The sequence below is a fragment of the Microbacterium sp. NPDC079176 genome (assembly GCF_040686675.1).
Taxonomy (GTDB): Bacteria; Actinomycetota; Actinomycetes; order Actinomycetales; family Microbacteriaceae; genus Microbacterium.
The window spans coordinates 274,834-300,649 of sequence record NZ_JBFBLM010000003.1 but is presented as its reverse complement, the minus strand read 5'-3'; the positions used below and the strand labels follow the sequence as shown (position 1 = coordinate 300,649).

At 70.0% G+C, this 25,816-nt stretch carries 19 protein-coding genes, 1 tRNA gene and 1 other RNA gene; 5 read left to right on the top strand and 16 right to left on the bottom strand.

Features of this window, described 5'->3' with window-relative positions; translation table 11 throughout:
* Positions 1–25: 25 nt before the first annotated feature.
* The 11 genes from AB0P11_RS08805 to ffs form a co-directional block, all read right to left on the bottom strand.
* A complete protein-coding gene (locus AB0P11_RS08805) occupies positions 26–964 on the bottom strand; it encodes an EamA family transporter (RefSeq protein WP_363521314.1) in 939 nt (312 codons plus the stop codon).
* On the bottom strand, positions 961–1,554 hold the full coding sequence (gene recR / locus AB0P11_RS08800) for a recombination mediator RecR (protein ID WP_053097391.1): 594 nt from the start codon (positions 1,552–1,554) through the stop codon (positions 961–963). Before recR ends, AB0P11_RS08805 begins: the two co-directional genes overlap by 4 nt.
* Positions 1,554–3,980 carry a DNA polymerase III subunit gamma and tau gene (locus tag AB0P11_RS08795; RefSeq protein WP_363521311.1) on the bottom strand — a complete coding sequence of 809 codons (2,427 nt, stop codon included), beginning with the start codon at positions 3,978–3,980 and terminating at the stop codon, positions 1,554–1,556. The genes recR and AB0P11_RS08795 overlap by 1 nt, the downstream gene beginning before the upstream one ends.
* Before the next feature lie 104 nt (positions 3,981–4,084).
* The gene (locus AB0P11_RS08790) at positions 4,085–5,164 is read right to left on the bottom strand and encodes a hypothetical protein (RefSeq protein WP_363521308.1); all 1,080 of its coding nucleotides are present in this window, start codon (positions 5,162–5,164) and stop codon (positions 4,085–4,087) included.
* A gap of 1 nt (position 5,165) precedes the next feature.
* Positions 5,166–7,670 (bottom strand): glycosyl hydrolase family 65 protein, encoded by a 2,505-nt coding sequence (locus AB0P11_RS08785; protein ID WP_363521305.1) that lies wholly within the window; start codon positions 7,668–7,670, stop codon positions 5,166–5,168.
* Positions 7,667–8,467 (bottom strand): HAD-IA family hydrolase, encoded by an 801-nt coding sequence (locus tag AB0P11_RS08780; protein WP_056279832.1) that lies wholly within the window; start codon positions 8,465–8,467, stop codon positions 7,667–7,669. Before AB0P11_RS08780 ends, AB0P11_RS08785 begins: the two co-directional genes overlap by 4 nt.
* Positions 8,468–8,569: 102 nt before the next feature.
* A complete protein-coding gene (locus AB0P11_RS08775; RefSeq protein ID WP_363521302.1) occupies positions 8,570–9,790 on the bottom strand; it encodes an acetate kinase in 1,221 nt (406 codons plus the stop codon).
* Positions 9,787–11,910, bottom strand: a complete 2,124-nt coding sequence (gene pta, locus AB0P11_RS08770; protein WP_056279828.1) for a phosphate acetyltransferase — start codon at positions 11,908–11,910, stop codon at positions 9,787–9,789. Before pta ends, AB0P11_RS08775 begins: the two co-directional genes overlap by 4 nt.
* A 60-nt stretch (positions 11,911–11,970) precedes the next feature.
* Positions 11,971–12,705: a hypothetical protein gene (locus tag AB0P11_RS08765; protein ID WP_363521299.1), complete on the bottom strand. Its 735-nt coding sequence runs from the start codon at positions 12,703–12,705 to the stop codon at positions 11,971–11,973.
* The gene (locus tag AB0P11_RS08760; protein WP_232224462.1) at positions 12,702–13,319 is read right to left on the bottom strand and encodes a rhomboid family intramembrane serine protease; all 618 of its coding nucleotides are present in this window, start codon (positions 13,317–13,319) and stop codon (positions 12,702–12,704) included. The genes AB0P11_RS08765 and AB0P11_RS08760 overlap by 4 nt, the downstream gene beginning before the upstream one ends.
* 43 nt (positions 13,320–13,362) lie before the next feature.
* An RNA gene (gene ffs / locus AB0P11_RS08755) (signal recognition particle sRNA small type) lies at positions 13,363–13,459 on the bottom strand.
* A 50-nt stretch (positions 13,460–13,509) separates the two neighbouring features.
* Between ffs and AB0P11_RS08750 the strand changes: the two genes are divergently transcribed.
* The 4 genes from AB0P11_RS08750 (at position 13,510) to AB0P11_RS08735 (ending at position 20,963) form a co-directional block, all read left to right on the top strand.
* On the top strand, positions 13,510–16,419 hold the full coding sequence (locus AB0P11_RS08750) for a hypothetical protein (protein ID WP_363521295.1): 2,910 nt from the start codon (positions 13,510–13,512) through the stop codon (positions 16,417–16,419).
* Positions 16,420–16,506: 87 nt separating this feature from the next.
* On the top strand, positions 16,507–17,496 hold the full coding sequence (locus tag AB0P11_RS08745) for a MoxR family ATPase (RefSeq protein ID WP_363521292.1): 990 nt from the start codon (positions 16,507–16,509) through the stop codon (positions 17,494–17,496).
* A 13-nt stretch (positions 17,497–17,509) separates the two neighbouring features.
* The gene (locus tag AB0P11_RS08740) at positions 17,510–18,721 is read left to right on the top strand and encodes a DUF58 domain-containing protein (protein WP_056279818.1); all 1,212 of its coding nucleotides are present in this window, start codon (positions 17,510–17,512) and stop codon (positions 18,719–18,721) included.
* Positions 18,708–20,963 (top strand): DUF3488 and transglutaminase-like domain-containing protein, encoded by a 2,256-nt coding sequence (locus AB0P11_RS08735; RefSeq protein WP_363521289.1) that lies wholly within the window; start codon positions 18,708–18,710, stop codon positions 20,961–20,963. Before AB0P11_RS08740 ends, AB0P11_RS08735 begins: the two co-directional genes overlap by 14 nt.
* Before the next feature lie 36 nt (positions 20,964–20,999).
* Here AB0P11_RS08735 and AB0P11_RS08730 read toward each other — a convergent pair whose 3' ends face one another.
* Complete coding sequence (locus AB0P11_RS08730) at positions 21,000–21,890, bottom strand: rhodanese-related sulfurtransferase (RefSeq protein ID WP_056279814.1); 891 nt, start codon at positions 21,888–21,890, stop codon at positions 21,000–21,002.
* 9 nt (positions 21,891–21,899) lie between these two features.
* Positions 21,900–22,778 (bottom strand): aminoglycoside phosphotransferase, encoded by an 879-nt coding sequence (locus tag AB0P11_RS08725; protein WP_157538284.1) that lies wholly within the window; start codon positions 22,776–22,778, stop codon positions 21,900–21,902.
* Positions 22,779–23,022: 244 nt separating this feature from the next.
* Between AB0P11_RS08725 and AB0P11_RS08720 the strand changes: the two genes are divergently transcribed.
* Positions 23,023–23,110, top strand: a tRNA-Ser gene (locus AB0P11_RS08720).
* Between the two features lie 114 nt (positions 23,111–23,224).
* Here the strand turns inward: AB0P11_RS08720 and AB0P11_RS08715 are convergent.
* Genes AB0P11_RS08715 through AB0P11_RS08705 form a run of 3 tightly spaced genes read right to left on the bottom strand, consistent with a single transcriptional unit; the run spans position 23,225 to position 25,752 of the window.
* Complete coding sequence (locus AB0P11_RS08715) at positions 23,225–23,824, bottom strand: GNAT family N-acetyltransferase (protein ID WP_187250358.1); 600 nt, start codon at positions 23,822–23,824, stop codon at positions 23,225–23,227.
* Between the two features lie 29 nt (positions 23,825–23,853).
* The gene (locus AB0P11_RS08710; RefSeq protein WP_072591647.1) at positions 23,854–24,492 is read right to left on the bottom strand and encodes a phosphatase PAP2 family protein; all 639 of its coding nucleotides are present in this window, start codon (positions 24,490–24,492) and stop codon (positions 23,854–23,856) included.
* Positions 24,493–24,522: 30 nt separating this feature from the next.
* Complete coding sequence (locus AB0P11_RS08705) at positions 24,523–25,752, bottom strand: multidrug effflux MFS transporter (RefSeq protein ID WP_053099210.1); 1,230 nt, start codon at positions 25,750–25,752, stop codon at positions 24,523–24,525.
* Positions 25,753–25,816 lie beyond the last annotated feature (64 nt).

The window sequence follows — 25,816 nt, the reverse complement described above, 5'->3', positions numbered from 1 at the left end:
CATGTGACGGTCGCGCCCGGGTGGGTCAGGGCGCGGGCGGCAGGGACACTGCAGGCAGGTCGGCTCGGGCAGCGGCCTGGGGACGGAGGCGTCCGCCGGTGGCCGCGAACCAGCAGCCCGCGATGATCAGCGGGAATCCGATGAGCAGCCCGGGCGTCAGCGGCTCGGCGAGCACGATCGCACCGAGGATGATCGCCACGACCGGGTTCACGTAGGTGAACAACGGCGCGCGGACGGGGCCGACCTCGCGGATGAGAGCGAAGAATGCCAGGAAGGCGACGGCGGTGCAGATGACGGCCAGCGCGAGGAGCGCGAAGATCGAGGGAAGCGTCGGCATCTGGTGCTGCGTGAGCAGCCCGATGGGCAGGTAGATCACGCCGATCATGAGCAGCGACAGCGTGATGGTGCCGAGCGAGGGGACGTCGTTCAGCTGTCGAGCGACGATGAAGGGGGCGATGGCATAGAGGATGGCGACCAGCAGCACCTCGCCGGCCGCGATCAGACTGACCTCACCACCGAACAGTCCGGGCCCGGCGACGACGATCGCGACGCCGATGAATCCCACGAGAAGACCGATCCCCCGCGCCGGGCGCAGGACTCCCCGGTCTCCCCCGCCCAGTGCGATGAGCGCCGCGAACAGCGGCACGGTCGCGACGAGCAGACCCGTCATGCCCGAGGGCAGGGTCATCTCGGCGTGGCCGAGCAGCACGAACGGACCCGCCATCTCGACGAGGCCGAACGCGAGCACCCAGGGCCAGTGCTTCCACGCCGCTCTCAGCGCACCGCCGCGAAGCGCGAACGGGAGGAGGAGCAGCGCCGCGATGAGGGTGCGCCCGGCGACGATCGCGGGGGGCGACAGGGACTCGACCGCGATGCTGATGAACAGGTATGGCACGCCCCACAGCAGCGCCATGGCCCCGAAGAGCAGCCACCCGCGTCGCGAGAAGCCGCCCTGTGCGTTCACAGCACGCGCCGACCCTCGAATGCGCGCCCGAGGGTGACCTCGTCGGCGTATTCGAGGTCGCCACCGACCGGAAGGCCGGAGGCGAGGCGGGACACGGTGATCTGCATCGTGGTGAGCAGGCGGCTGAGGTAGCTCGCAGTCGCCTCGCCCTCGAGGTTGGGGTTCGTCGCGAGGATGACCTCCTGCACCGTGGCGTCGCCGAGACGCGACATCAGCTGGGCGATGCGCAGGTCGTCGGGGCCGATGCCGGCGATCGGGCTGATCGCGCCCCCGAGCACGTGGTACAGGCCACGGAACTCGCGGGTACGTTCGATCGCGGCGACGTCCTTCGCGTCTTCGACCACGCAGATGACGGCCGGATTGCGTCGGGGGTCGCGGCAGATCGCACAGCGTTCCTGCTCTGCCACGTTGCCGCAGATCTCGCAGAAGCGCACCCGCAGCCGCACTTCCACGAGCAGCTCGGAGAGACGCGCGACGTCGAATGTCGGCGTCTGCAGGATGTGGAAAGCGATGCGCTGCGCGGACTTGGGGCCGATTCCGGGGAGTCGACCGAACTCGTCGATCAGCTCCTGGACGATGCCGTCATACATCAGGAGAACCTCGTCGGGGGCTCGTAGGGCTCTTCGCGAACGAACGTCGCGCCGAGCACCTGGCGGATCACGGCCTCGCCGTAGCGCTGGACTCCCCCGGCGGGGGCGCGCTCGGTGATCGCCGGGGCTGCGGCGGCCGAAGCCACTCTGCGCGCAGGGGATGCCTGTGCGGTCGTCGACCGCGCGGAGGGAGCGGTCGACGGCGAGCCTCCGGCGGGCGGCGCCGCCTGCGACATCGGCGCCGGCTCGTACGACGGGTCGTAGGGCGGCTCGTCGTCGAAGTACGGCGGCTCATCGTCGATGGGCGGAGGTGCGTCGTCTCGGATCTCCGGTGAGACGTCACTCGTCGCGCGGCTCGGAGGCGCCGCCGTCTGAGGCGCCGCCGTCTGAGGCGCCGCCGTCTGAGGCGCCGCTGCGGCAGAGGTGGCAGCAGGCACAGACGCCGCCGGCGGAGCGGTCACCGGAGCGGGCTCAGCGAGCTCGGATGCCGGGATCGACGCCACCGCCCACTCGGTGACGGGGGCCGAGGAACTCCCTGTCTGAGGAGCCGACGACCGAGCGGCCACGGTCTCCGTCTTCGGCGACTCACCACGCGGCTTCTCGGCGTGCGGGGTCTGCGATCGCGGTGACTGAGTTCGCGGTGACTCCGCTGACGCAGGCTCCGATGCGGGCGCGTCGTCGGTCGGGCGTCCCGATGAAGGCGTCGCGGACTGGCGAGGCGCTCCCCCCGCTGGCATCGGAGCAGGGAGGTACTTGACGCGCACGCCGAGCTCCTGCTCGATGGCGCCGCGCAGATGGTCGGAGGGACCCGAACCCGGCGTCGTGCCCTTGAACTTGGCGACATCGTGCTGGCTGGTGAAGCCCAGAGTCAGCACCTCGGTCTCCGTGACGTATGCGAGCGGCTGGACGGCGGTGGCCAGCAGCCACGACGTGCGGCTGACGCTCTCGAGCCGCTTGAGGACGGCCGGCCAGGCGGCGGTGATCTGCTCGAAGGCGACCGGCCCGGAGGGCGCTGCGACCTCGGCGGCCGGTGCGGCGTCGACAGCCGGTGCAGCGCTCGACGTCGCATCGGCAGGGGTCGCTTCGGCCGTGTCGGACTCCCCGGTCTCCCCGCCGGCCGGCTCGGTCGTGGTCGCCGGTCGATCGGCCGCAGCCTGAGGAGCAGCGGCGGGAGCGGCGGGAGCAGCAGCTGCGGGAGCAGCCGACGAAGCAACGGGAGCGGCGGGAGCAGCCTGTGCAGGCGCGGACGCCCGCGGCGGGGCGGAGGTGGCAGCGGCCGGTGCGGACGGGACGGCGGCGACGGCATCCGCTCCCGCAGCGAGCACGCGAGCGACCATCAGCTCGAGGTGCAGTCGGGGCGAGGTGGCGCCCGACATGTCGTCGAGGGCGGCGCTGACGATGTCGGCCGTGCGCGAGAGTCGGGCCGACCCGAAGGAATCGGCCTGCGTGCGCATGCGCGCGAGCTCGTCGTCGGCGATTCCACGGAGCACCGACGACGCTCCCGCGCCCACAGCCGCGATCACGATGAGGTCGCGCAGACGCTCGAGCAGATCGTCGACGAAGCGACGCGGGTCCTGGCCGGTCTGCACCACGCGGTCGATCGCCGGGAACGCCGCTGCGGCGTCGGCGCCGGCGAGCGCATCGACGATCTCGTCGAGCAGCGCGGCGTGCGTGTAGCCGAGGAGCGCCACGGCGCGCTCGTAGGCGACGGTCACGGTCTCGGAACCTGCGGGCGAGTCGGAACCGGCGATCAGCTGGTCGAGAAGAGACAGGGTGTCTCGCGGCGAGCCTCCCCCGGCGCGGACCACCAGAGGAAGGACACCGCGCTCGGCGACCACGCCCTCTTCGCCGCACAGCTTCTCGACGTACTCGAGCATCGCCGCCGGGGGCACCAGTCGGAACGGGTAGTGATGCGTGCGCGAGCGGATCGTGCCGAGCACCTTCTCGGGCTCGGTCGTCGCGAAGATGAACTTGACGTGCTCGGGCGGCTCTTCGACGAGCTTGAGGAGAGCATTGAACCCCTGCGGCGTCACCATGTGCGCCTCGTCGAGGATGAAGATCTTGTAGCGATCGCGGCTGGGGGCGAACGTCGCCCGCTCGCGCAGATCACGTGCGTCGTCGACGCCGTTGTGGCTGGCCGCGTCGATCTCGACGACGTCGAGCGAGCCACCGCCCGCCCGCGACAGCTCGACGCAGCTCGGGCACTTTCCGCAGGGCACGTCGGTCGGGCCCTCCGCGCAGTTCAGGCAGCGGGCGAGGATGCGCGCAGACGTCGTCTTTCCGCATCCACGGGGTCCGGAGAAGAGGTAGGCGTGGCCGACACGGTCGCCGCGGAGCGCAGTCATCAGCGGTTCGGTCACCTGGGACTGCCCGATCATCTCGCCGAACGACTCGGGGCGGTAGCGGCGGTAGAGGGCTGTGGTCACCAGAACAGCCTACGGCGTGCCACGGACGTTCAGGCAGACGAGCGCCGACGATCGCGCCCGGGATCCGCGACGCGCCGCTGAGACGGCCGAGGTTCGGCGAAGGCTCACGACGACGCGGCCTCGAAGACGCCGCCGACCACCTCGACGACCCCGCCCGTCGCGTCGACCAGCTCGCCGACCGCGCTCACCAGATGCACGACGCCACCCACCGCTTCGATCACCTCGACCACGGCTCCCGCGACCTCCATCGCGCCCTCGATCCCCGCGGCGACCCGCAGGGCCTGCGACTCGGTCTGCAGCACAGCCGTCCATGACCGCTCCAGACCGAAGAGCACCGCATAGGGCAGCAGTCGCTCGTTCAGCAGGAACCTCTGCAGTCGTTCCGCCGACGCCGCCGACGAGACGTCCGCCCGCAGATCCGCCCCGTCCGTCGACTGCGAGAACCGCAGCGGCTCCGCCTCGGCGAGGGCGATGTACTCGCGCATACCGGCGAGGTGCGCGCGCAGCGGCTGCGCCGCAGGGCGGAACCGGCGCCACGCCCGCGGAGCGACCACGATCGCCGCGACCGCCGCGACCAGGCCGACGACCAGCACGGCGTAGAGAGCCGCACCCGGCTCGCTCACCGACCAGGCGGCGATGAGCAGCAGAAGGCAGATGCCCCCCACCAGCACCGCGGCGACGCGGATCAGGAACGTGGCCCACCCGCGTCGACTCCGGTCGATGAGCCCCGCGGCCGCGAGCCGCTTCTCCGCCTCGTCGAGGGCACCGCGCACCCGGCGGTGCAGAGCCCGGGCATCCGCACTGAACCGTCGCACCCGCCCCGGGGTGTGATCCGGCCCGAACAGCGCCTCGAGCACGCTGAGCTCCTCGGACGTGAACGTCGCACCGTCGACGACCTCCATGCCGACGGGTGCACGCCGGTGCGACCTGCCGGTCGTCGCCGCGTCGGCGTCGACCAGCAGCCGCACCTTGCGCTGCACGGCCAGATCGATCAGCGCGGCGGCTACGGCCTTCCGATCCGCGCTCAGCAGCAGCGCGTCGTGCAGCACGGTCGCACCCTCGGCCGGGCTGAACCGCGCACCGGGGGACGCGACGCGCTGCACCGAGCGCGCCCGCTCGACCACCGCGAGCACGAACAGGAGCAGCGCGGGCGCGAGTCCGAACAGCGCTGCGGTGATCAGCACCTCACTCGATCGGCTCGATGATGGGGATGGCGGTCGTGATCACCGGGACGGATGCGGACAGCCGCGTGCCGTCCTCGCGCAGCGCGTCGGCGAACTGCCGCAGCGACGGGCGACCGGGGATGAGCGGTCCCTGATCCGCGAGTGGGACGACGACCTCCTGCTCGGTCGTGGCGATGTATGCCACATCGCGCACCGTGAACGGCACCGGGTCTCCGGAGAGCACTCGCACGCGCAGCTCACCCGTCGTGAGGGTGACCTGCAGAGAGGCCCCCTGCCACTGCAGCGGGTACGACAGCGACGGCCAGTCGGCGGGCAGCCGCGGGTCGAAGCTGAGCTCGCCGGCATAGTCGCGCATACCGCCGAAACCGCAGACGAGAGCGGTCCACACGCCTCCGGCCGACGCGACGTGCACACCGTCCGCCGCGTTGTGGTGCAGGTCGTGCAGGTCGACGAACAGTGACTGCCGGAAGTACTGCAGAGCGAGATCCTGGTAGCCCACCTCGGCGGCGAGGATCGACTGCACGACGGCCGACAGCGTCGAATCGCCCGTGGTCAGCGGGTCGTAGTAGTCGAAGTCGGCCTTCTTCTCCTCGGGCGTGAAGTGGTTGCCCTGCAGGAACAGCGCGAGCACGACATCCGCCTGCTTGAGCACCTGGAACCGGTAGATGACGAGCGGGTGGAAGTGCAGCAGCAGCGGTCGCTGCTCCTTCGGCGTGTGCGCCAGATCCCAGACCTCGCGCTCGAGGAACAGCGAGTCCTGCGGGTGGATGCCGAGCCGTTCGCTGAACGGGATGAACATCGCGTCGGCGGCGCGCTCCCACCCTTCCGCCTCGCCCTCGGCGAGTCCGGTGCGCTCGACGACCCTGGCGAACTCCTCGCCGTTGGCCTCCTGCGCCTCACGCACGACCTTCGCCGCGTAGCGCAGGTTGTAGCGCGCCATGACGTTCGTGTATAGGTTGTCGTTGACGACGGTGGTGTACTCGTCAGGACCTGTCACACCGTGGATGTGGAAGGTCTCGATGCCGTCGTCGTCCTTCGTGTCGGCGACGAGGCGCGAGGTGCGCCAGAACCCGAGTGTCGCCCACAGTCGCGCCGTCTCGATCGCGATGTCGATGCCCTCACGCCGCAGGAAGTCGTCGTCGCCCGTCGCGCGCACGTACTTGCCGAGCGCGAAGCTGACGTCGGCGTTGATGTGGTACTGCGCCGTGCCGGCCGCGTAATAGGCGGAGGCCTCTTCGCCGTTGATCGTGCGCCACGGGAACAGCGCGCCCGCCTCGTTGAGCTGCGCGGCCCGTCGGCGAGCCGCCGGAAGCATGAGCACTCGCGCCCGGAGGGCGTTGCGCGCCCACTGCGGCGACGTGTAGGTGAGGAACGGGAGCACGTAGATCTCGGTGTCCCAGAAGTAGTGTCCGCTGTATCCCGACCCCGAGACGCCCTTCGCGGGCACGCCGGTTCCGTCGGCGCGGGCCGAGGCCTGCGCGAGCTGCAGGAGGCACCAGCGGGTCGCCTGCTGGATGTCGTCCTGTCCGCCGATCTGCACGTCGCTGCGAGCCCAGAAGGCAGCGAGCCACTCGGCCTGTCGATCGAACTGCGCCTGGACACCCTCGACCGCGACGCGGTCGAGGGATCGACGGCAGCGGTCGACGAGCTCACGGGCCGGCACACCGCGGGAGGTGTGGTAGCTGACGAGCTTGGTGACCGTGATGGGCACCCCGGCCTTCGCCTGCACCCGGAACACGTTCTTCGAGATGTCCGCCTCGATGAGAGTGCGCGAGGTGTAGTCGTTCTCGGTCTCGATGATGTGGTCGGCGACCACTGCGACCGTCATGCCTGATGCCGCGACGCTGTAGGACAGCGCGGAGCGCAGTCCGTCCTGCCAGTACTCGCCGGGCTCGAGCACGCGCTCGGCGATCTTCTCGGCCTTGCGCGGATCGAATCCGCCCTTGGCCTGGTTCGGGGTGCCCGCGTACACGCCGGCACCGTCCTGGCGGTTGATCATCTGGCAGCTGACGGTGACCGGGGCGTCGGCGTTCTCGACGACGACCTCGAGTCGCAGCACGGCGAGGTGGCGCTCCTCGAAGCTGACGATGCGCTCATCGCGCATCCGCACGCGCTTGCCCGACGGGGTCTCCCACACCACGGTGCGCTCGAGCACGCCGGTGCGCATGTCGAGCGTGCGGCGGTACTCGCGCACGTCCGCCTCATCGAACGAGATCGGCTCGTCATCGACATAGACGCGCATGACCTTGGCGTCGGGGGCGTTGACGATCGTCTGCCCCACCTCGGCGAAGCCGTAGGCCTGCTCGGCGTGCCGGATCGGCCACGTCTCGTGCAGTCCGTTGATGAAGGTGCCGTGCTCGTGGGCGCCGCGCCCCTCGATGTGGTTGCCCCGGAGTCCGAGGTAGCCGTTGCCGACGGCGAACAGGGTCTCGGCGACCCCGTCTTCGGAGTAACGCGTCTCGATGAGGCGCCAGGGGTCTACGGGGAAGCGGTCGCGGTCGATCATGCGGTCTCCTCGTTGTCGGAGCGGGGTGCCTGAGCGGCGGAGTCGGACGGCGCGGACTCGTCGGCCGCGGGGTCGAGGAACACGTCGAGATCGTCGACGACGACCGTCGCGCCGGCGGCGCGCAGCGCGTCGGCCCCGGTGCCGCGGTCGACGCCGACGACGGTGGCGAATCCGGCTGCGGCGGCAGAGGCCGCGCCCGACGTCGCGTCCTCGACGGCGATGCTGCGGGCCGGGTCGACGCCCAGCGCCACGGCGCCGGCGCTGAACATGTCGGCGGCGGGCTTGGAGGCGAGGTTCTCGCGCTCTGCGACGACACCGTCGACCACGATGCGGAAGAACGAGCGGATGCCGGCGGCAGCCAGCACCTCTTCGGCGTTCTTGGAGCTCGAGACGACACCGAGCGGGATGCCGGCGGCGGAGAGCTTCTCGACGAGCGCGAGCGATCCGGGGAACGGGGCGATGCCCTCGCCACGCAGGGACTCGGCGAACGCGGCGTTCTTGCGGTTGCCGATGCCGCAGATCGTCTCGGCCTCGGGCGGGTCGTCGACCGCACCCCAGGGGATCTCGACGTTGCGGCTGCGCAGCAGACTGGCCACGCCGTCATAGCGCTTCTTGCCGTCGACGTAGTCGAAGTAGTCGGCATCCGAATACGGAGGAGTGATGCCCCAGCGCTCGAACACGTCGTCGAAGACGACCTTCCACGCGCGCATGTGCACTTCGGCGGTCGGCGTCAGCACGCCGTCGAGATCGAACAGGACGCCTTCGGCGCGGAGCGGATCGGGCAGGGCTTCGGGCACAGCAGCCTCCAGGAGAAGGACGAGGGTTCCGGCACCTCTCCGTGCCACTGTGCAAGCGTAGTGCGGCTCGGCACCGAGCGGTAACCCCCGAGGGCGTATCGGTCAGAGCAGACGGAACGTCTGCCGGGCGATCTCGAGCTCTTCGTTCGTGGGCACCACGAGCACAACGACTCTGGACGCGTCCGTCGAGATCCGCCGGACTCCGCGCTGGCGTGCGGCATTGCGCCCGTGATCGATCTCCACGCCGGCGAATCCGAGCGTCGCCATCGCTTCCGCGCGCACGGCCGCTGCGTTCTCGCCGACCCCCGCGGTGAAGGAGATCACGTCGACTCCGCCGAGCTGCGCGATGTACGACCCCGCATACGCCCTGAGCCGGTGGATGTAGACGTCGAACGCGAGCGTCGCCGCCGCATCTCCCGCTTCCCTGCCCGCGAGGATGTCGCGCATGTCGCTGCGCCCTGCGAGGCCTTTGAGCCCACTGCGCGTGTTGAGGAGCGCATCGAGATCGTCGATCGAGTACCCGGCTCGACGCGAGAGGTGCACGAGGGCCGCAGGATCGAGATCGCCGGACCGGGTCCCCATGACGAGCCCCTCGAGCGGAGTGAGCCCCATCGAGGTCTCCACCGATCGGCCACCCTCGATCGCGGTCACCGAGGCGCCGTTGCCGAGATGGAAGACGAGCTGGCGGAGTGTGCCCAGGTCGCGCCCGAGGAACGCGGCGGCCGACTCGCTCACGAACTGGTGGCTGGTGCCGTGGAATCCGTATCGGCGCACCCGGTGCTCCGCGGCGAGCTCTGCGTCGATCGCATAGGTGTAGGCGGCCGGAGGCAGTGTCTGATGGAACGCCGTGTCGAACACGGCGACGTGCGGGACGCCGGAGAACACCGCCCTCGCCGCGACGATCCCGGCGAGGTTCGCGGGGTTGTGCAGCGGGGCGAGCACCGAGAGCTCCTCGATCTGCTCCTCGACGTTCGGTGTGACGAGGGTGGGTGCGTAGAACCGTGCCCCGCCGTGCACCACCCGGTGTCCGACTGCGACGGGCGGATGCTCGTCGAGCAGCGGACCGTGCTCGGCGAACTGGTCGAGCATCACCGTGAACGCGGCATCGTGATCGGCTACGGGCTGCTCGGAGTCGTACGAGGCATCGAGCATCGTGACGACGGCATCCCCTCCGGCATCCGGACGCACCGTGTGGCGGACGGCACTGAGGTCCTGTCCGATCCGGTCGATGAGTCCCGTCGCGAGCTCGTTCTCGTTCTCGATGTCGATCAGGCTGTACTTGAGCGACGAGGAACCGCTGTTGATGACGAGGATCGCGCTCATGCGGTCGCTCCTTCGGACTGCGCCTGGATCGCCGTGATCGCGACGGTGTTGACGATGTCGTCGACCAGGGCACCGCGCGAGAGGTCGTTGATCGGCTTGTTGAGACCCTGCAGCACGGGGCCGATCGCGACGGCACCCGCCGATCGCTGCACCGCCTTGTACGTGTTGTTGCCGGTGTTCAGGTCGGGGAAGACGAAGACGGTCGCCCGCCCTGCCACCGCCGAGTCGGGGAGCTTCGCCTTCGCCACCGCTGCGTCGGCCGCGGCGTCGTACTGGATCGGGCCTTCGACGAGCAGCTCGGGTGCACGCTCGTGCACGAGTGCGGTCGCGGCTCTGACCTTGTCGACGTCGGCACCCGAGCCGGACTCCCCCGTCGAGTACGACAGCATCGCGATGCGCGGCTCGATGCCGAACTGCTGTGCGGTCGCTGCCGACGAGATCGCGATGTCGGCCAGCTGCTCGCTCGTCGGATCCGGGATCACCGCGCAGTCGCCGTAGACGAGCACCCGGTCGGCGAGCGCCATGAGGAAGACGCTCGACACGACGGTGACGCCCGGCTTGGTCTTGATGATCTCGAACGACGGGCGGATCGTGTGCGCCGTCGTGTGCGCGGCACCCGAGACCATGCCGTCCGCGAGGCCCAGGTGGACCATCATCGTGCCGAAGTACGACACGTCGGTGACCGTGTCGGCGGCCTGGGCCAGCGTGATGCCCTTGTGCGCCCGCAGCCGCGCGTACTCGGCCGCGAAGCGCTCGACCATCTCGGGATCGTTCGGGCTGATCACCTGGGCCGCCGAGATGTCGACGCCCAGCTCGACCGCCCGAGCCCTGACCGCCGACTCGTCGCCGAGGATCGTGAGATCCGCGACCTCCCGGGCCAACAGGGTCGCCGCCGCTCGGAGGATGCGGTCGTCATCGCCCTCCGGCAGCACGATGCGTCGACGGTCGGAGCGTGCTCTCTCGATGAGGCCGTACTCGAACATCAGCGGAGTGACGACGCGCGACTCCGCGAGACCGAGCTGAGTGGTGAGCTCGGCGATGTCGACGTGGGTCTGGAAGAGCCCCAGCGCCCGGTCGTAGCGGCCCCGCGACTCGGGCGAGATGCGGCCACGGGCCCCCATCACGCGCACCGCGGTGTCGTAGGTGCCGAGGTCGGTCGCGATGATCGGCACGGTCGAGGTGAAGCCGTCGAGCAGCTGGACGATCGGCTCGGGAAGCGGGAAGGGGCCGTTCAGGATGATGCCGGCGACTCGGGGGAACGTGCCGGACGCATCCGCGAGCAGCGTCGCGAGCAGCACCTCGGTGCGGTCGGCGGGGATCACCACGACCGACTCCTCCGTGAGCCGGGGAAGCACGTTCACCATCGACATGCCCGCGACGACGATCGTCAGCGCCTCGCGTGCGAGACGGTCGCGGTCACCCTTGATGAGCCGGCCGTCGACCGCGGCGAGGATGCCGTCGATCGACGGTGCCACCAGGGTGCGGTCCTCGGGGATCGCCCACACCGGCGTGGTCTTCTGCGGGCGCACCGCCGCGACGGCCTGTTCGATGTCGTCGAGCCGATCGGGGTCGGCCCGGTTCACGATGATCGCGAACAGCTCCGCACGCTCGACCTCGAGTTCGGCGAGCGCGAGCGCCCCGATCTGTCCGACCGCGGCGGGAGTGCGGGCGGTGGTCGTGCCCAGCTGCTCGGCCTGCCGCTGCTGATCGCGACCGCTGAGCACGAGCAGCACGGGCGCCGCCAGGTTCGCGGCGATCCGGGCGTTGTACCCCAGCTCTGCGGGGCTGGCGACATCGGTGTAGTCGCTGCCGATGATGACGACCGCGTCGCACTGGGCTTCGACCGCCTTGAACCGGGCGACGATGGTCGACAGCGCCCGGTCGGGGTCGTCTCGCACATCGTCGTAGGTCACGCCGATGCAGTCCTCGTAGTCGAGGTGCACCCCGTCGTGTGCGAGCAGCAGCTCGAGCACGTCGTCGCGCTCGGTCACCGACCGGGCGATCGGGCGGAAGACGCCGACCCGCGGGGTGACGCGCATGAGCGCGTCGAGCACGCCGAGGGCGATGGTCGACTTACCGGTATGGCCTTCGGCCGAGGTGATGTAGATGCTCTGCGCCACAGTCCCACCCTAGGTGCACGACCTCATGATCTCGCTGGGTTGACAGCCGTGCGAAACAGCTCAGCAGGGCGTCGAGAGCGCATCGACCACGGCTGCGGCGTCAGAGGCGTAGCGCGTGTAATAGGTGGGGTCGAGGTTGATCTGCACCCGGTGGATCGCGAGCGACGGATCCATCGACTGCCAGTCGGGGACTCTCGCGAGGCGCTCGTAGAACAGCGTCGCGGCGGTCGCCGGGTCCATGCGCTGCTCGGCCGAACCCCACCAGTGCTGCTGTTGGAAGAGTCCGATGCTCGTCGTCCGGCTGCCGTCGGGGTTCGTGAACCCGCTCGTCTCCCAGTCGCCGTAGTCGATGTTGTTCAGGCTGCTCTCGCCCATCGCCGTCATGACGCCCAGGATCTGCCCGTCTCGACCGAAGCCGAGCGCGGTCGCCGTCTGCATGATGGTCGCGGCGTTCTCGAGCTGCTCCCCCTGCCAGCCCGCGACACCCGCCTCCGGGAACGTGGTCGGATCGGAGATGCAGATCGCCAGCGGCTTCTCGTGGGCGAGTCCCAGCGGGATCAGCACCGCGGCGAGCGCGACCACGATCACCGCCGCCGCAGAGAGTGCGACGCGTCGCAGCACCTTCGCCCGCCGCATCCGCCGCTGCGCTCGACGTCGCGGCGACGCGCGGTGCGTGCGTGCGCGCTGCCGACTCGCCGTCTTGCCGTCAGTCGCCTTGCGGGCGCCTGCCTTCCTGCGAGCCGCCGTCTTCCTCGTCGACGGCGTCTTCCTCGTGATCACGCCCCGAGAGCTCATACGCTGCGAGTCTCGCGTCCGCCTCTGCCGACGAACGCGGCGAGGCCGCCCCCGATCGCACCGAACAGATGCGCCTGCCACGAGATGCCCTCGCGAACGCCGACGACGCCGGCGAGCATCGAGCCGCCGTAGAGTCCGATCACGATGAGCGCGACGATCGCATAGAGCACGCGATGAGCGACTCGTCCCGGCGCGAAGACCCGCATCACGGTGTATCCGAAGTATCCGAAGACGAGTCCTGATGCCCCGACGGTCAATGCTCCTGGCGCGTTCACGAGCCAGGTGCCGAGGCCGCCGACCACGGCGGCGAATGCGGTGACGGTCCAGAACCTGCGGGCGCCTTCGACAGCGACGAGGCTGCCGAGCACGAGAAGCGGCACGGTGTTGCCGATCAGGTGCGCCCAATCCGCGTGCAGGAGAGGCCCGACCACGATGCCCCCGAGACCCGAGAGGTCCCAGGACCGAAGACCGAAGCCCGTGAAGGACCCGGGGAGGATCGCGTCGACGAGCTGCACGAGCCACATCAGGGCGACGAGCAGCAGAGGCGCCGCGAAACGGCCGAGAGCGCTGGAGCGCGGGGAGTCGGCGGTGCGGGTCACATCGGGCCTTGTCACGTCACGATCCTGTCAGGACTGCCCCGGAGGACCCTGACAAAAAGAAAGTGACCCTCCGCGCACCCAGCAGAGCCCGGTTACCCTTGCTGCGTTTCCGCCCTGGGGGAATTGGCCTGGATGCCGCCACGCGGAGAGCCGTCGACAAGTCTAGCCGATGTCTGCCCCTGCTCTTTGACAGACTGGGCAGGTCATGGATCCCGTCGCCGCCCCTCCCCTGTCGACGTGGCATTTTCCGGGCACGCTGCGCACCTACCAGGCCGAGGTCCTCGACCGGATCCCTCCGGGAGGCGCAGCCCCGCTGCACATCGTCGCCCCGCCAGGCTCCGGGAAGACGCTGCTGGGCCTGCTGCTCGCCGCACGCGAAGGTCACCGCACTCTCGTGCTGTCGCCGACGGTGACCATCCGCCATCAGTGGGTGCGCACCGCGTCGGAGCTGGCGCCGGACGCGGCGGCCGTCTCGGATGATCCCGAGCGTCTCGGCGACCTGACGGTGCTCACCTATCAGCTGCTCAGCGTGACGGGAGACGGCTCACCCTTCGACGACCTCGCCAGGGCGATCTGGACGGAGGAACTCGTCGCGAGCGGCCGCAGCGAGGCGGATGCCGCGACGTGGCTCGCCGAGCTGGCGGTCGACAACCCCGCCCGCCACCGCTCCGGCATCCGCAGTCGTGCGCGCCGACTGCGTTCGCGTTTCACCCGCCAGCGCCCTTCGGAGCTCGCTCGCGTGCTGCACCCGAACGCCGTCGCGCTCATCGACCGACTCGTCGAGGCGGGGGTGCGCACGGTCGTGCTCGACGAGTGCCATCATCTGCTCGACCACTGGGCGATCGTGGTGGCCTATCTGGTCGCCCGCATCCGAGAGAACGGCGCGGAGCCGACGCTGATCGGCCTCACCGCGACCCTGCCGTCGCCCGACGACGAGACCGAGTACGAGAACTACAGCCACCTCCTGGGCGAGGTCGACTACGAGGTGCCGACACCGGCGGTGGTCAAGGAGGGCCACCTGGCTCCGTATCGCGATCACGTGATGTTCACCGAGCCCCTGCCCAAAGAGGCCGCGTTCATCCGACGGCACGAATCGCTACTGCACGACCTGATCACGCAGGTGCTGTCGACCCCCGACGCGCTGTCGTACCTCGAGCATCACCTCCAACCCGCAGAGCCGCAGGACGCCTCTCTCGCCGAGACTCCGCTCGCCCGCCTCGACCGGGCCTTCGCGACGGACTTCGCCCTCACCCGGTCATGCGCTCTCGTGCTGCGCGAGGTCTCTCCGCAGCATCCGCTCATCGCCTCCATCCCGCCGGCCCTGCTCGACCGATGCACGACCGACGACCTGCTGACGGTCCTGTCACGGTTCGCCCAGGCACGGCTGCTCTCGGATCCCTCTGCCGTGCGCCAGTGGGAGTACGTGCGGCGCTCGCTCGCGGACTTCGGGTACGCGCTGACCGACCGGGGTATCCGACGCGGCCGCAACCCGATCGAGACCACTCTGGCGTTCTCCGCCGCCAAGGACCACGCGGCCGTCGAGATCCTCCAGCGAGAACTCGCCGGCGCCGACGGCGATCGGATCCGCGCGGTCGTCGTGACCGATTTCGTCGAGCACGGCAACAGCCGCGGTCTGGCCGGTGACGCACCCGCCGGGGCGCTCCGCACGTTCGGCCTCCTCGCCGTCGACGCTGTCACCTCCCGACTGCGCCCCGTGCTGCTGACCTCGCAGCACCTGCGTGTCCGCGCCGACGACGCCGCCGACATCGCGGTCGCGCTCGGCGAACTGCTCGGCGAGCCGGTCGGCATCGCGGAGGGCACCGGTCCCGTGCGCGACCTACAGGTGCGCGCCGCCGGAAGCGGACGAGTCGTCGCGGCCGTGTCCGAGCTGATCCGCCGAGGCGATGTGCGCCTGCTCGTCGGCACCCGGGGGCTGCTCGGCGAAGGCTGGGACTGCCCGTCGGTGAACACCCTCGTCGATCTCACGACCGTGGCCACCTCATCCGGCACCCAGCAGCTGCGGGGGCGCACCCTGAGGCTCGATCCGGCATGGCCCGAGAAGGTCGCGCACAACTGGTCGGTCGTCTGCCTGATCCCGTCGCACGTCGACCTCGACGATGCGTCCGAGTCCCTGCGACTCCGTCGTCGGCATTCGCATCTGTGGGGGCTGAGCGCCGAGGGCGACGGCCGGATCGTCAGCGGACTGGGTCATGTACTCACCGCACCCGCCGTCGAGGCGTGGACTCGTGTGCTCGACAAGGACCCGTCGACGACGATCGCGGATCTCGGCGCCCTCGTGCGCGCGCAGTGGCCCTCTCGGAGTCGGACGAGGGAGGAGTGGCGGATCGGCGAGCCGTACCGTGCCCACGAACGGGAGACGGTGTCGATCCGTCGGACGACCCGCGCCCCACTGCTTCGCGCCGCGCAGACGGCGAGGGCGGGAGCGGTCGGCGGCTTCCTCGCCGGCGCCGCGACGACAGGCGTGCTCGTCACCGTGCTCGCGCTCTTCGGGGTCTCCTTCGCCCCTGCCCTCGGGGTCGCGCTCGCGCTGATCGGGGGCGCTGTCGCTGCGACGGCATCCGCTGTGCGCATGCTCGTCCGCTCTCTGCGCGATCGCTCGCGGCCGGCCGAGATCTACCGAGCCGCGGCGGTCGCCGTCGCCCGCACGCTGGAGGAGGCAGGACGCGTCGGGCGGATCGACGAGTCAGCGATCACTGCGCGGCCGGACGACGCCGACCCCACCTGCATCCGCATCGAGCTCGGCGGCTCCGTCTCGGACGCACGCGTGATCGCCGATGCCGTCGAGGAGCTCTTCGCACCGGTGCGCACACCCCGGTTCCTGCTGCGCATCGACGCGGCCGGGCTGCCGCGGGTCCGGGTGCTCGAACGCCTCGCCGACCGCCTCTCCCCCGGACGCACGCTTCTCGCAGTGCCTCGCCTGATCGCCCGGCGGCGCGGAGACGCCGAGCGCTTCTGCGACCATTGGCGGGCCCTGATCGGCACGTGCTCACTGCACGAGCTGAGCGGGGTGCAGGGACTCGCCCTGCTGCGTGTCGCGCGCAGCGCCGACAGCCGGGTGGACCCCGCAGAACCCCGGGCTCGTGTCTGGGGCTGATGCCCGACGCCGGTTCTCACCCCAACCGTAGGCAGCCGGGTTACGATCGGTTCACGCGCACCGCAGCGCCCACGCGAGAGGGAACGCATGCCAGAGAACCCGCCCCTGATCCCGGCCGTCGTCGACGCCGAGCAGTTCGCCGCGCAGACGTCTGCCATCGTCGAGTCCGTCGGACGGGTGATCGACGGCAAGCCGGATGCCGTGCGGAGCGCGCTCGTGTGCCTGCTCGCCGAGGGACACCTGCTGATCGAGGACGTGCCAGGCGTCGGCAAGACGATGCTGGCACGCGCGCTGGCCGCGAGCGTGGATGCGACCGTCCGCCGCATCCAGTTCACTCCCGACCTCCTCCCCGGCGATGTGACGGGCGTGAGCGTCTACAACCCCGTCGATCGCGAGTTCGAGTTCAAACGCGGCGCGGTTTTCGCGCACATCGTGATCGCCGACGAGATCAACCGCTCGTCACCCAAGACGCAGTCGGCGCTGCTCGAGGCCATGGAGGAGGGGCAGGTGACGGTCGACGGGTCGACCCACGTGCTGCCCGATCCGTTCCTGGTCGTCGCGACCCAGAATCCGCTCGAGATGGAGGGGACCTATGCGCTGCCCGAAGCACAGCGCGACCGCTTCATGATGCGCATCTCGATGGGCTACCCGGATGCGGCGGCCGAGGCGCTCATGCTGCGACAGCGAGACACCGTGAACCCGCTCGCCGCGGTGCGAGCGGTCGCCGACGCGGCGTCGATCTCGGGACTGATCGCCTGGGCGCGCTCCGTGCATGTCGCGCCGGCGCTCGAGGAGTACACGGTCGCTCTGGCGCAGGCCACCCGAGCCGACCCCAATCTGCACCTGGGTGCGAGCCCGAGGGCGACTCTTCAGCTGATCCGCGCCGCGAAGGTGTGGGCGGCACTCGACGGACGCGACTTCGTGATCCCGGACGACGTGACCGCGCTGATCGTCCCGGTCTTCGCCCACCGACTCCTTCCCGCCCGCGGCGCGCACCGCGCCGGAGCCCAGCCGGTCGAGGCGGCCCTGCGGCAGATCGTCGAGCGCGTGCGGGTGCCCGTGACCGCGCGCTCCTGACCCGCCGCTCGCCATGCCTCGCCGTCGAACCCTCACCCTGCGGGGAACGGGTGCGCTCCTCTCCGGTCTCGGCTGCCTGATCGCGGCGAACATGCTGGGCGCGCCGATCCTCCTCTACATCGGCATCCTCCTTCTCGTGCTCACCGTCTTCTCGGTTCTCGTCGTGCGGCTGCCGCGGCGCACGGGCACCGTCACGCGGCAGGTCTCGACCGACCTGCTGACCGTGTCGGAGACCTCGCGAGTGACCCTGCGCTTCACCCTGCGGGCCCTGCGCGTTCCCCGCGGCCTCTGGCGCGACGTGCTACCGCCCGCGGTGAGCGGCGACTCGGCGGGCGAGTACCCGTCCGAGACCGGCCAGCTGACCTATCTGATCACCGGCGTCCGTCGCGGCGTGTGGCCGATCGGCCCACTGGTGGTGCGCACCGTCGACCCGTTCGGTCTCGCGCAGCGCGAGCAGGCGTTCGGCGAGACGCGCACGGTCACCGTCGTCCCTGAGGTGTTCACGCTCGCGCCGCTGACCGTCAAGGTCGGGGCCGCCGGCGGGACCGCGCACACGTCCTCGAGTCGGCTCGGGCAGGGCAGCGACAATCTCTCGCCGCGCCGCTACATCCCGGGCGACTCGATGCGCCGCATCCATTGGCGGGCGACCGCGCATCGCGGACAGCTGATGGTGCGGCAGGAAGAGGAGGAGTCCAGCCCCGACGCTCTCGTGATCCTCGACCGCAGCGCCGCACGCTGGGCGCGCCCGGGTGATGCCGAGGACCCCGCTTTCGAGACCGCGGTGTCGATGTGCGCCTCCGTCGCCGTGCACCTCGTGCAGGAGGGATACGGCGTCGATGTGATCGACAGCGGCGGGACTCTGCTGGGCACGCTGCGCGGCCACGAAGACGATCGGGACGGCCTTCTCGTCGCCCTCGCGCTGGTCGGCCCGCGCGGCGAGCCCCGCGACCTCCCGACTCTGGTCGGTGGCACACCTCCGGGTCCGCTCGTCTACATCACAGGCGAGATCGACGACGAGGATGCCGCCCTGCTGCGCCCGTCCGGAGCGGCAGCGCCGATGCTGTTCGCGACCGCACCGGGCGCCGGCGTCGTCGCGGCGGCCGAGCGGAACGGCTGGCGCTTCGCGAGACTCGGCGACGACATCGCAGAGGCGTGGGAGGACGTGCTGCCCGACCGCATCGGCGGCACCGCGGACCACCGGGGAGCGACCGATGTCCCGAGCTGAACGACAGGCCGAACGCGGATCCCGCCTGTCGTGGCACCGCGAGCACGAGCTGCCCGTCGGCACCGTCCTGCCGTCGGTGCTGGCTGCGGGGGCCGGGCTCGTCGCGATGTGGCCGTTCACCTCGGTCATCGAACCCGGCAGCTGGTCGTTCGCGGTGCTCGCCGTGATCGTCGTCACGGCGCTCACGGGCATGACGTGTCGCACGCTGATGCGCGGCCGTCCGGCCTGGGCACGCGACCTCGTCACGATCGCCGTCCAGATCCTGGTGGTGATGGGCACCGTCAGCCTGCTCGTCGCGGGCGACACCGCGGTGTTCGGCGTCATGCCCACCGAAGCGACGTTCTACACCTTCCAGGCTCTCGCAGCCGCTGCCTGGGAGGAGATCGCGTTCGGTTCGGCCCCGCTCGCCGCATCACCGGGGCTCCAGGCGGTGATGGGCCTGGGGTTCGGCGTCGTCGCCATCCTGCTCGACCAGCTCGTCGCCCAGCGCGGCGCGATCCTCGCCAGCCTCCTCACCGCCGTCGTCGGATCCATGCCGATGATCGCCACTCTCGGGGGTGTGAACGTCGTCTGGTTCGTGCTGCTCGGCATCCTGATCCTCGTGCTGCTGCGGTACACGGCGGCGCAGAATCCCGATTCGCCGCGGCGGACATCCGTGGCGGTCGCCGCCGGCGTCGGCGTCGCTGCGCTCGCGGCGACGGTGATCGTCGCACCGGTGCTGCCGGTCTCGGCCACTCTCACGGGTACAGGTACGGGGGTCACCGTCGATGCGTCGCTGCGCCTCGGCGATGACCTGCGACAGCCGAACCCTGTCGAGGTGCTCACGTTGGCGACGACGGCGGACACCGCGCCCTACCTGCGACTCACGACGCTGTCGTCGTTCGACGGGCGCGTGTGGGAGCCCGATCGCGGCGACCTGCAGGCGCAGAGCGAGGGATTCGGCCCCGACGAGTGGGCGGACGACATCGAGACGACCGACCAGAACACCTCCATCCGCGTGATCCGGATGTCGAGTTCATGGCTCCCCGTGCCGTACCCCGCGACCGGCGTGCAGGGACTTTCCGCCGCCTGGCGGGTGAGCCCCGAGAACCGCACTCTCGCGTCTCGCAACGGGGATGCCGTCGGCAACGACTACACGGTGCGGTCGCTCGAGGTCTCACCGACTCTCGAGCAGATCCGCGCGCTTCCCGCCGCTTCGCCGATCGTCGACCCCGATGCCGAGCCGGTCGACCTGCCGGACGTGATCGGCGAGACGGCGGCCGAGGTAACGGCGGACGCCACGAACGACTACGACCGCTTGGTCGCGCTCCAGTCGTGGTTCCGGAGCCAGTTCGCCTACTCTCTCGAGACCCCTGTCGATGAGGGCTTCGACGGCACCGGAGCCGATGCGGTCGCCGAGTTCCTCGAGGTGCGGTCGGGATACTGCATCCACTTCGCCGGGGCGTTCGCGCTCATGGCGGAGAGCCTCGACATGGAGGTGCGCATCGTCGTCGGGTACCTCCCCGGGGCGCTGACCGAGACGACGCGCGGCGATGAGGCGGTGTACTCGGTCTCGAGCGACCAGTTGCACTCATGGCCCGAGGTCCTCTTCCCCGGCGTGGGCTGGGTCCCGTTCGAACCGACGGCGTCTCTCGGGGTTCCGACGGCCTTCAGCGCCGCGGCGACGACGGGCGGGGGGACGGGCGGCGCCGCGACGCCCGCTCCGACGGCGGCTCCCAGCACCGAGCAGACCTCGGGACCGGAGCTCGAGCGTGAGGATGCCGGCGACAACGCCGGCGCGACCGGGGAGCGTCGTCAGCTCGACCCCACTCCCGTCGTACTGACGACGCTCGGGGTGCTGGTGGTGCTGCTGATTCCCGCATTCGCTCGTCTCGCGCTGCGGTTCGCGCGACGCGGGCGCGCGCGGGACGGTGACGCCGGAGCCGCGTGGGCCGAGCTGCGGGCGACCATGCAGGATCTGCGCGTACCCCTGTCGGACGCCGAGACCCCTCGCATGCGCGGCGATGACCTCGTGAGAGACAGCGGCGTGAATGCCGACGCCATCAGAGTGCTCGTCGCCGCAGTCGAGCAGGCGAGCTATGCGCGCCCCTCGGCGAGTGCGGCCCGAGATCTCGACGCCGCTCTGATCGATGTGACGGCTCAGCTGCGCCGCAGCGTCGATCGCTGGACGAGGGTCCACGCGTTCCTGCTGCCGCGATCGCTCTTCGTCAGCCGCCGCACCGACGTGCCGCTGCTCGTCTGAGTAGTACCGCGACTGCCGAAGGTGCTGGCCAGGGGATCAGGCGGCGTGCAGCTCGCAGCGCACCGAGTCGCAGGATTCGCAGACGACGAACTGGGTGCGGCAGGCGGGGTCCGGGCAGTTCGCGGTGCGCTTGGTCGGCACACCGCAGCCGACGCACTCGCCGATGACGGCCGCGTGGTCGGAGAAGTCGACGGAGCCGCGCTTGTCGAACACGTAGAGTGACCCCTCCCAGAGGCCCTCGTCACCGTACTGCTCGCCATAGCGGACGATGCCGCCCTCGAGTTGGTACACCTCGCCGAACCCGCGGGCTGTCATCAGGCTCGAGAGCACCTCACAGCGGATGCCGCCCGTGCAGTAGGTGACGACCGGCTTGCCTTTGAGGTCGTCGTAGGCACCCGAGTCGAGCAGCTGCACGAAGTCGCGAGTCGTCTCGGTGTCGGGAACGACCGCTCCCCGGAAGCGGCCGATCTGCGCCTCGAGCGCGTTGCGTCCGTCGAAGAACACGACCTCGTCGCCTCGCTCCCCCATCAGCTCGTGCAGCTCTTCCGGTGTGAGCCGAGTGCCGCCGCCGATGACGCCGTTCTCATCGACCCGCAATTCGCCCGGCGCTCCGAATGACACGATCTCGTCGCGCACCTTGACGCTGAGCTTCGGAAAGTCGACGCTGCGACCATCCGCGTCGACGCCGGTGCCTTCGCTCCACTTGATGTCGGCGTTCTTGAAGGGCGCATAGGCCCGGAATGACCGCGCCCATTTCTTCAGCGCCAGAAGGTCACCGCCCAACGTGCCGTTGACTCCGTCCTTCGAGATGAGGAGCCGTCCGCGCAGCCCGAGCGCTTCGCCGAGGTCGCGCTGCCACACCCGGATCGCATCCGGATCGGCGAGCGGGGTGAAGACGTAGAAGAGGACGATCTTGGGGGTTGCCACCCAGAGATCCTACGTCGCACGAGCGGGAGCCCGACGCCGCAGCGGCACCCGAGTGCCGAGAAGCCGCCCGACGTGACGATGCACCGCGGGCACGAGTCCGACGTGCTCTCCGGCGTCCGCACGCGTGAGCAGCTTCGTCATCACGTACAGCTGAGAGACGATGCCGCTCTCGGTCTCGAGGTCCCGACGGAATCGCCGCGCGATCTGATCTGCCACGTGCGGAACGGCCAGGGAGTGTCCGAGCAGGAACGCCGGGTCATAGCCGCGCGGCGCCAGACCCCAGGACTCCCAGTCGGCGATCGCGAACGGCTCCCGGTGAAGGTTGTTCCAGTGCAGGTCGCCGTGGCTCGCCACCCAGTCGTCCTGGTCGACGTCGAGGTCGATGCCGAAGAACACGCCGATCCTGCGGCGCATGATCTCGGAATCGAGCACGGTGCGCTCCGTCGGCGTCGCCGCGACGGCGTCGAGGTTGCGTTCGAGCGCGGTCCACCACGTCTCGTCCAGCCCGGGCGTCCGCTCGAGCACGGATGTCGGAGCGCACACCCGACCGGGAAGCAGGCTCATGAGGTCGGCCCGATACACCAGCGGTCCTTCCTCCCACGCCCGCGCGTCGATCAGTCGGGGCTTCTCGACCCCGGTGATGGTCATCGCGTCCTGGTTGCCGACCCACCACGAGCTCCTCGCCCACTCGCTTCGAGCCCAGACGACTCGCAACCAGTATGAGGAGCCGGCCCGTTCGACGGCTGAGCCGATCGACCGGTCGCGCCATCCGAAGCGGGAACGGCCGATCGCATCGAGGCCGAGGTCTGCGAGAGCGCGGGAGTGTGCCAGGCGCAAGGCGGTGCGCACAGGAGTGCTGGCCACGGTGGGCAAAGGGTCTGTCGCCATGAACGTCCTTCCGAGACGAGTTCGCCGATCGGTGTCGGCTGCGCGGCCGGGCTCACACACCCTGGCCGTGCGCTCTTATATGACTGCATAGTGTCTACGTCCGAGGCTAGAGAGCATCGCTTTGCGGGCGCAAGGCTCGGACGGATCGCATACCGGTGGAGCAGCATCCCGCCGGATGATGCTCCTCACACGAGCTGGTCATGGGCTGCCCACCCGATCGGATAGACTGTTCAGGTTGTTCCTTGGTGACGTGTCCGAGCGGCCGAAGGAGCACGCTTGGAAAGCGTGTGTTGTGCAAGCAACCGCGGGTTCGAATCCCGCCGTCACCGCCAAAAAGCATGAAGGGTCTCCGCGCCAGCGGGGGCCCTTCATGCTTTTTATCGAGCGCTGGCGATTCGGGGAGGCGCGAGCGCAGCGAGCACCGGGGACGCCGCCCGGCCGAGAACTCAGTCGAACGTCACGCCGAAGCTCTGTCCGCCCGGCTCCGCAGGGAGCGGTGTCATGCCCAGCCGCTTGTAGAAGGCGGCGGCGCCCGTGTTGTTCGGGTCCATGCCCAGATGCAGCCCCCGCACTCCGCGGCGGCGCAGTTCGGTGAAGAGCGTCTCGATCAGCTGGCGCCCGAGTCCCTGACCCTGGGTCTCGGGCAGGAGGTCGATGTGCAGGTGCGCGGGGTACTCCTCCGCGTTCGCGTCCCGGCCCGGGGCCTGCGCATAGCCGTATTCGATCATGCGATCCTCACGGGTGCTCGGCTCGTCGACCCTCGGGTACCGCTCCTGTCGCCTAGGCCACCACTCGTCGCGGAACCAGGTCGCGAAGGCATCCGTGTCGTCCGTCGCCACGATGTAGCCGATCACGCGCTCGTCGTCGGTCTCGACGACCCAGGCGAGGTCGGGGTGGCGTTCGACGTACGGCACGGCGAAGAGGTCGCCCCAGAGCGAGTCGTCCGAGAAGATCCCGGTCGCGTCGGCTCCGGCATCCGCAGTCCTGACGCAGACGTCGTAGAGGGCGGCGCGGTCGGACGGACGATACGGACGGATGCGCGACAATGCTGCTCCTCGATGCGATGTGGACGGTGTCAGCCTACCGGCGCGACTGCGGGGTCGTCCCGCTGCGACGTCGACTGCACCCACGGCAGCAGCCAGGCCCCCAGCACGAGAACGACGCCGGCGCCGACCAGCGCACCGCCCAGCGTGTCGGTGGCCCAGTGCACCGACAGGAGAGTACGCGAGAGCGCCATCGCGACCACCCAGAGGATGCCGAGGATCGCGGTCCACACACGAGGGAAGACCAGCCACAGGACCATCGCGATCGTCGCCGCGTTGGCGGCGTGCCCCGAGGGGAACGATCCGTAGTCGCTCACGACGATCATGTCCTCCGGGCGCGCTCGTCCGAACAGGTGCTTCAGCAGCTGCACGGCGCCGGCGCTCGCGAGGAACGCCACAGCGGCGAACACGGCGGCCTGCCATCGCCGAGCCACGAGAAGAGCGGTGATCAGCAGCAGCGGAACGAGCAGGATCGCTATCCACCCGCCGCCAATGCTGTTCAGCACCAACGCGAACGACAGCATGGCGTCGGTGCGGTACGTGCTGATCGTCTCGTTCCACCAGGTGTCGAAGCCGGGAGGCTCGGTGTACCCGAACACGATCGCCGCTCCGAGGAGCGTCGCCGCGACGAGCATCCCTATTCCCCACCACAGCAGCGTTCGTGATCTCATCGAACCATTCTGCCGGTCGGAAGCTGAAAGTCAGGGAGCCAGCATGCCGACAGTCCGTGGGCGCACGATCAGCCACAGTGACAGGACCCCGATGGCCGCGCATCCCACCATCACGGAGGCCATGGTCGTGGCGGTGATCCCCGCACCCTGAGAGACCCAGCCGACGACCGGCGAGATCAGCCCTGCGACGCCGAAGTTCGTGGCTCCGATCACGGACGCCGCGGTGCCCGCCGCCTTGCCGTGCCTGTCGAGAGCGAGCACCTGCACGTTCGGGAAGGTGAAGCCGCAGGCCGTCATGAAGACGAACAGCGGGATGACCGTGCCCCACAGCCCGAGGCCGAGCTGATCGGTCACGATGATGGCGATGCCCGCGAGAAGCAGGACCGCCGTCGAGTAGGCCATGACCCACTGCGGTCCGAAGCGCGCGGCGAGTCGCGAGGCCGTCTGCACGCCGGCGACGACACCGAGCGAGTTGACCGCGAACAGGAGACCGTACTGCTGCGCGTCGAGCCCGTGCGTCTGCTGGAACAGGAACGGCGAGGCCGACAGGTACGAGAACAGACCCGAGAAGGTCATGCCCCCGATGATCAGCACGCCGATGAAGACGCGATCGGAGAACACCGAGCGGTAGCGCTGCATAACTGTCGCGCCGCCCTTCTCCTGGCGGCGTGCGATCGGCAGCGTCTCGGGGATGAAGACGATGGCCGACACGAGCATCACGACGCCGTACAGGGCCAGCACGACGAAGATGCCGCGCCACGGCATCAGCGTGAGCAGCCATGAGCCGATCAGCGGGGCGATCACCGGGGCGACGCCCGACACGAGGGCGAGCCGCGACAGCATCACCACGAGCCTGCGGCCGCCGAACAGATCGCGGACGATGGCCATGGCGACGACGCCGCCCGCGGCCGCTCCCACGCCCATCAAGACTCGCGCGCCGCTGAGCAGCGGAAGGGTGGGCGCGTACGCCGCCGCCGCACTGGCGAGCACGTGCAGCGCTGTCACGACGATCAGCGGGATACGGCGGCCCACTTTGTCACTGAGCGGGCCCACGACGAGCTGACCGAGCGCGAAGCCGATCATCGTGCCCGTCAGGGTCAGCTGGATCGCTGCCGCCGTGGTCTCGAAGTCCTGCTCCAGCACCGGGAAGGCAGGCAGATACAGGTCGATCGTGAACGGGCCGAGCGCGGTGAGCGCGCCGAGCAGCACGATGTACAGGGCTCGACGGCCGTTCGAGATCGAGTCGCCGGGGTGCAGCATGATCGGCGCGGTGGCCGGGTTCGAGCCGAGCGTGCGGATCGCGCCCGTCGACGACGGGATGCGG